This window comes from Coleofasciculus sp. D1-CHI-01 (assembly GCF_040218875.1).
Classification (GTDB): domain Bacteria; phylum Cyanobacteriota; class Cyanobacteriia; order Cyanobacteriales; family Coleofasciculaceae; genus Coleofasciculus.
The window spans coordinates 1-5948 of the sequence record NZ_JAVJQP010000175.1 but is presented as its reverse complement, the minus strand read 5'-3'; the positions used below and the strand labels follow the sequence as shown (position 1 = coordinate 5948).

General features: G+C 44.9%; 8 protein-coding genes and 1 pseudogene. 3 read left to right on the top strand and 6 right to left on the bottom strand.

All coding sequences use genetic code 11. The annotated features are described in order from the left end of the window. The 6 genes and pseudogenes from RIB93_RS30115 to RIB93_RS30090 form a co-directional block, all read right to left on the bottom strand. A partial coding sequence (locus tag RIB93_RS30115; protein ID WP_446378598.1) for a flavin-containing monooxygenase occupies positions 1-475 on the bottom strand: 475 nt, incomplete at its 3' end. A gap of 182 nt (positions 476-657) precedes the next feature. Then, positions 658-747, bottom strand: a pseudogene (locus tag RIB93_RS30110) (SDR family NAD(P)-dependent oxidoreductase); the annotation flags it as partial. An 11-nt stretch (positions 748-758) separates the two neighbouring features. After that, positions 759-1406 (bottom strand): hypothetical protein, encoded by a 648-nt coding sequence (locus RIB93_RS30105; RefSeq protein ID WP_446378596.1) that lies wholly within the window; start codon positions 1404-1406, stop codon positions 759-761. 310 nt (positions 1407-1716) lie between these two features. Further along, positions 1717-3189, bottom strand: coding sequence for an aldehyde dehydrogenase family protein (locus RIB93_RS30100; protein WP_446378592.1), 1473 nt, complete (start codon positions 3187-3189; stop codon positions 1717-1719). Between the two features lie 416 nt (positions 3190-3605). Next, complete coding sequence (locus tag RIB93_RS30095; RefSeq protein ID WP_446378590.1) at positions 3606-3980, bottom strand: hypothetical protein; 375 nt, start codon at positions 3978-3980, stop codon at positions 3606-3608. Between the two features lie 213 nt (positions 3981-4193). Continuing rightward, positions 4194-4364: a hypothetical protein gene (locus RIB93_RS30090; RefSeq protein WP_446378588.1), complete on the bottom strand. Its 171-nt coding sequence runs from the start codon at positions 4362-4364 to the stop codon at positions 4194-4196. Between the two features lie 234 nt (positions 4365-4598). Here RIB93_RS30090 and RIB93_RS30085 point away from each other — a divergent pair, with 234 nt between their 5' ends. From RIB93_RS30085 to RIB93_RS30075, 3 genes are all read left to right on the top strand, one after another. Further along, positions 4599-4856 carry a helix-turn-helix transcriptional regulator gene (locus RIB93_RS30085; protein WP_006098025.1) on the top strand — a complete coding sequence of 86 codons (258 nt, stop codon included), beginning with the start codon at positions 4599-4601 and terminating at the stop codon, positions 4854-4856. Positions 4857-4890: 34 nt separating this feature from the next. Next, positions 4891-5115 (top strand): helix-turn-helix transcriptional regulator, encoded by a 225-nt coding sequence (locus RIB93_RS30080; protein WP_446376681.1) that lies wholly within the window; start codon positions 4891-4893, stop codon positions 5113-5115. A gap of 255 nt (positions 5116-5370) precedes the next feature. Continuing rightward, a complete protein-coding gene (locus tag RIB93_RS30075) occupies positions 5371-5649 on the top strand; it encodes a helix-turn-helix transcriptional regulator (protein ID WP_446378594.1) in 279 nt (92 codons plus the stop codon). Positions 5650-5948: the final 299 nt, after the last annotated feature.

Below are 5948 nucleotides of genomic sequence, written 5' to 3'. Positions count from 1 at the left end.
AGTTTCCACCGCCAATCACTAGCACTCGTTTATCCCGCAGTTGTTCTGGTTTTTTGTAATCTTTAGAATGAATAATTTCCCCGTGAAATTGTCCCTCAAATTCTGGAAACCGTTTGCACCAATGATGTCCGTTACACAGTAGTACGCCTTTATAAATCCGTTGTTCTCCATTGACAAAGGTTACTTCCCAGAGATTGTTTTCAATGGGTCGGACATACTCAACAGTACGATTAAGTTCAATCTGCTCCCGTAACTGAAAATGATCGGCAAAACGATTCAGATAATCCCGCATATGTTGAGCGCTGGGGAAGTCGGGATAATCATCAGGCATGGGAAAATGAGTAAATTGGGTAATGGTTCGGGATGAAATAATATGGGCAGTTTCATAAACCCCGTGATACCAATTGCCACCGATATCATCACTGCCATCTACCTGATCATAGGCAATACCCGCCGCTTTAAGGGCTTGAGCCATACCCAATCCCACAAACCCTCCGCCGATAATCAACTGCTTGTGACTGGTATTACCCTGCTGTACTGTTGAGCGAGAACGACTAACTTGTACCACGGTTTAATCTCTTTGCAAACTCATTCGTAATCCAGTTTAATAAACTAGGACTGTATCGTTTGAAAAATTGGACATTTTGCGCGATCGCATCCGGGAAGACCTATTCCAGCATTATTAATCAAAATGTCAATCGGGATATCTAAGGCTTTGACCTGATGATACAGCGCTTCACAGCCCTCAAGAGACGGAGCTACAACGCGGTATTTTCGCAAGGGCTACATGGGTACAATTGTTGAGGGGCTTGAGCCATCCAGACAAGATCACCAAGAATATCCTCAACTGGCGGCAAGGGATAGACTGCCAAATCGATGAATAGAGTCATACCTTCCAGCTTGAGAAATTGCCACTGATTGCCATTGCTGATACTGCCGTAAATCGTCGAAATAGGTTGTCCTTGTCCCTCATTGAAGCGTTGAGCCGCAACCATTTCGGCAATACACTGCCCAAAGCCCAATTTGAGGTCAGTCTTTTTAGCTTCCACAACAATTACCGCTGGTGCTTCAATCTCTAAGACTTCTTTTGAGCGAGTCAACAGGAAATCGAACAAGCCATTAAGACCGACCGACTCGTCAACATTAAATTCCTCACCGGAGAAGACACTCACTTGGCGATTAAGAGCTTTCCTGACATCGATTAATACTGGATAGATAATACCCTCCGAACGGGCTTTTTCACTACCAGAAGTAGCCACAATCGGTAACGTTTCCTGTAAGTAATCTGAGAGAGTTGGCGAAGGGGCAACCGGAGAAGTTTCAGGCAAAAAGCGACTGCCTTCAATGACAGTCAGTTGGAAAGCCGCTTTAGCTTGAGCGATAGTTTTGAATTGACTATAGGGCATATATAAGTGGGTGGACACAATTAAAGTTAACGGTTGAGATTAGGGAACTCTTAACGGGGAACAGGGAACAGTAAGGGTTTGAGGTTTGTTGACATAACTTAATCTAGTTAAGTTTATTTCCACCAACCTACTTACGATACTACGATACTGTTCCCTTGCTCAGTAATTATGTCTACTTTTGCAACTACTTATAACTACTTATCACAAAGGTGACAATATTTTTTTTACTTTGAACTCAGGTAGAGATAGGGGAATCATTAGTTTTTAATCAACTAACCACTCCCCCATCCCACTGTTATGATATTGTCGCCTACAGTTGCACGGTTACGGTTTTCACTTCAGTGTAATTTTCCAAACAATACTCACCCAGTTCGCGACCTATGCCAGACTGTTTAAATCCACCAAAGGGTGCCGCCGCGTCAAAGACATGGTAGCAATTTACCCAAACTGTACCCGCACGCACATTATGAGCGATCGCGTGAGCTTTAGCTATGTCTTTTGTCCACACACCTGCGGCGAGTCCGTACATGGTGGTGTTTCCCAGACGAATCGCTTCATCAATGTCTTTAAACTTAATAATGCTCATCACCGGACCAAAGATTTCCTCTTGAGCAATCTTCATGGAGTTATCAACATCAGCAAAGACAGTCGGTTCAACAAAGAAGCCGCGATCGCCAATTCGATTTCCGCCACACAGCATTTTTGCCCCTTCTCGCTGTCCCGCTTCAATATAGCTCATAATTTTATCAAATTGAGCCTGATCCACTTGGGGTCCTTGTTTGGTATTGGCGTCAAAAGGATCACCGACGATGCGCTGTTTTGCCCGTTCTACACATTTAGCCACAAACTCGTCGTAGCATTTTTCTTCCACGAATACTCGTGAACCCGCATTACAACATTGACCTTGGTTGAAAAATAGACCGTGGTGGACACCTTCAATCGCCGCATCCATATCAGCGTCAGCAAAGACAATATTTGGACTTTTGCCCCCTAATTCTAAGGTGACGCGCTTGAGGTTGGTTTTGGCGGCTTGTTCCATGACCAAATGTCCCACCTCTGTTGAACCTGTAAAGGCTAATTTATTGATATCGGGATGAGACGCGATCGCACCCCCGGCTGTGGGTCCATAACCGGGTAGAATATTCACTACGCCCGGTGGGAAACCCGCTTCCAAAATCAGTTCACCCACTCGCAATGCGGTTAGAGGTGTCTGTTCTGCTACTTTTAGAATTACTGTATTACCAGCCGCCAATGCTGGTGCTAGTTTCCAGGCTTGCATTAACAAGGGGAAGTTCCAGGGAATAATTTGACCCACGACTCCCACAGGTTCATGTCTCGTATAGCAGAAGTAAGGACCATTAATCGGAATGGTTTTGCCCTCAATTTTATCTGCCCAACCTGCATAATAGCGGTAGCAAGCAATGGTTAATGGCAAGTCAGCATTCATCGACTCGCCCAATGGTTTGCCGTTATCAAGGCTTTCTAATCGTGCCAGTTCTTCTTTATTTTGCTCAATTAAATCTGCCAGTTTATAGAGTAATCGTCCCCGACTGCTGGCGGACATGGTGCGCCATTCTCCACTCTCAAATGCTGCCCTCGCTGCTTGTACCGCCCTATCTACATCGGGGGCATCTGCTTCAGCCACATCACAGATGACCTCTCCTGTGGCGGGATTGATCGTCTCAAATCGGCGACCTGTGGCGCTTTCCACCCATTCGTTGTTAATTAACAACTGAGTCGGACCGATTTTCACCTTTTGTTCTGGTGCTGTGGCGGTTACCATCAAATTCTCCTTACGTTCTTACTGCAAAAAGCAATAGGATTGTGGTCATGCATTAGTTTCTACCAACTCTCTATCTATGACCGCCTCCATTCACTTGTCCTACAACTTTAGGAACATAACGATTCAGTTTTATCTATCTAAAGTTATAGATTAACTATTATTGATTTATGTAAAGTAAGTCATTTTCTGTCATCCATGAGGCTGTGATCGCCTGATCATCTAGACTCCATAGTTTTTTTAGTTGAAGTCTGCTTGATCGTGTAAGGTTCAAGTTTTAAGTATGTAAAAAAATCGATGCAATCACTTTCATAATAATTAACTTTTATGTAGGAAAATCTTGAGGAGATGAACAGAATCCGCGCAGGTTCCCAGATGGATGCTTTCTCCAAGGATATCGCGATGCAAGCGTCTCCAGGTTAGGAGATCATCGGTTGTTCATACCCAAGCCTTTGCCAGTGCTGTGTCCAGAGATTGCATAACCAGGAGACATGCTGGTGATTGTCTTGTTTATGATGCCGTTTGCGATCGCTCTCAATTGCAAGCCACAATTGCCGCAGTTGTTGGCAGGTGGTACAGTGTTGAATTTGGCAGGCGATCGCGTTGAACCATTGGCGTAATTGGCGATAACTGATGAATTGTCCACCTTTGTCACGGCGATGAACAAAGACGATATATGCCCAGGATTCCACACGCACGATTAGGTGTTTGGGGATTTTTAGGAATTTCGCGATCGTGGCGAGGCTGATGCGGAATTTCTGGGCGGGTTGGAGGCGGCGAAATAAAGGTGTCATGATACCAGTTGGTTGAGTTTGTAAGTTTTCGATCCCCCTAAAACATCGGTCTAGTAACTAGAGTTAGCGATCGCAATAGGTAGAGATATGCCATGGCATGTCAGTTGTAGGGGCGGGTTTAGGCGTTTAATTTTGGTATCTACCGATAACTTCAAAGGCAAAACCCGCCCTTCGTCCAAACATGGGTTATGGGGAGTTTGGGGGATCTGATGATTAACTGTTGGGGTAAGATTTCAGGATTAGGCGCTGATTGAGCGGAATAATTGTCCAAGCGGCTTGTTTGGGTCGCTTGCGGGTGGTGTAGCCCTGTTGTTGGAGGGCGGATTTTATGGCAGCAATGTCTGTGGCGACGCGATGAGCTTCCGTCACTGGGGATTTTTTCATGGATATTTGGTTAAGATGAGACACTGAAAAGGAAAGACCAGTCAGCCACGCCGTATCTTGACGGAGCTGTTTAAGTTGTCTGGTCTTTGATGTTGTGTTGAAATTGGGAGGGCAACTAACGAGCTGTAAAGCAGCTTTGCAATTGCCTAACCTTTAGTTATGCCATCCCTAATATAAGCTGCTTATAGCTAGGATGTCAAGCAGCTTATATTAGGGGCTTATAATAAAGCTGAAATGACCGAAAAACAAGAGGTAGAGCAGGAATCCCCCCTAAAAAGCCGCAGAGATCAGTTGGGTTTGACTCAAAGGGATGTGGCTGTAGCTGTCAATGTATCTGTGCAAACTGTAAGTAACTGGGAAACGGGACGGTACAGGGAAGCCAAGCTGACCTTGCCGCAAGTAAAAGCACTTTGTCGAGTATTGCAGTGGACGATTGATGATTTGCCTGATGACTTAGCACCACCGCGATCGCAATCTGCTGATAATGTCTGAGTATATTGCTTGCCACAATATACTCTAAAGTATAATGCCTGAAAAAAATGCTCGACTCACACTAACGAAATTGCGGCAAAGAGCTGGCTTAACTCAGCAGGAACTTGCCAGTGCCATCGGAGTGACACAAAAGACAATCTCCATCTGGGAAAAAGGTTCGGTAGAGCCTAAGCTGACGTTTGAGCAAACGAAGCTGTTGATGGAGGTGTTGAACTGCACGCTTGATGAGCTAATAGCCGCCATAAAGCACAGCACCTAGAGTCTAGAGCCTGGGAGTGATTGAAAGCTGAAACAGAAGACATAACAGAGTGAGCGACCACTGGTCACTGGTAAAGTATTGGTAGAATGACGATTCTATAAGACACTGAGAAATGGGCAGGCATCTGGGAAGCTCTGGAGACAAAAGCTCCAGACTTTGGCTTTTAGATCGCCTGCTTATTTATCCCACGCTTCTTATCCAAGCATACTTGGAAGACGCTTGTCAAGCCTGCTTGGATAATATTGTTTGGACAACATGAAGGAAGAACGACAGCAAGATCGAGAGTCACGCTTAAGAAAGCGGCGAGAGGAACTAGGCTTAACTCAAAGAGATATTGCCCTAGCTCTAGGAAAGACGGATCAAACCATTAGCAACTGGGAAACAGGCATATATGAGCCAAAGATGACTCCCCGTGAAGTTAAAGCGCTGTGTCGGCTGCTGAAATGGAGTTTGGAAGATATGCCAGACGAGTTTGGCATACCTAAATCTCAATCGGCGGATAATGATACCACCAACTTGGACGCCAGGAAATAAATTTCCGGCTAAAAGCTCAAGTCCATTAAAATGGACTACAAACTAGAGATGCACTCAGCTCGATTCTGACTTTAGCTTTTGGGGGCAAGATCCTCCCCATACATAAATGAAAGGGATTTCCATTCGCCCCCTTACCAACCCTAATTTTCGATGAAAGCTAGAACTAAATCGCGACTATCCCCGACTTCAGCGATAGCAAGTCGGGGTTGGATAGCGGATGATTTACGGGTTTCAATATCCCGTCAATCATCAAATTATTAGTTTTTATTTACTAAATTAAATGGTAATATGGGGATATG

Bases quoted from the DNA above. Each gene is read 5' to 3' on its own strand.
- RIB93_RS30100 (WP_446378592.1), bottom strand. From the start codon at position 3,189: ATGGTAACCGCCACAGCACCAGAACAAAAGGTGAAAATCGGTCCGACT.
- RIB93_RS30095 (WP_446378590.1), bottom strand. From the start codon at position 3,980: ATGACACCTTTATTTCGCCGCCTCCAACCCGCCCAGAAATTCCGCATC.
- RIB93_RS30080 (WP_446376681.1), top strand. From the start codon at position 4,891: ATGCCTGAAAAAAATGCTCGACTCACACTAACGAAATTGCGGCAAAGA.
- RIB93_RS30085 (WP_006098025.1), top strand. From the start codon at position 4,599: ATGACCGAAAAACAAGAGGTAGAGCAGGAATCCCCCCTAAAAAGCCGC.
- RIB93_RS30105 (WP_446378596.1), bottom strand. From the start codon at position 1,406: ATGCCCTATAGTCAATTCAAAACTATCGCTCAAGCTAAAGCGGCTTTC.
- RIB93_RS30075 (WP_446378594.1), top strand. From the start codon at position 5,371: ATGAAGGAAGAACGACAGCAAGATCGAGAGTCACGCTTAAGAAAGCGG.
- RIB93_RS30090 (WP_446378588.1), bottom strand. From the start codon at position 4,364: ATGAAAAAATCCCCAGTGACGGAAGCTCATCGCGTCGCCACAGACATT.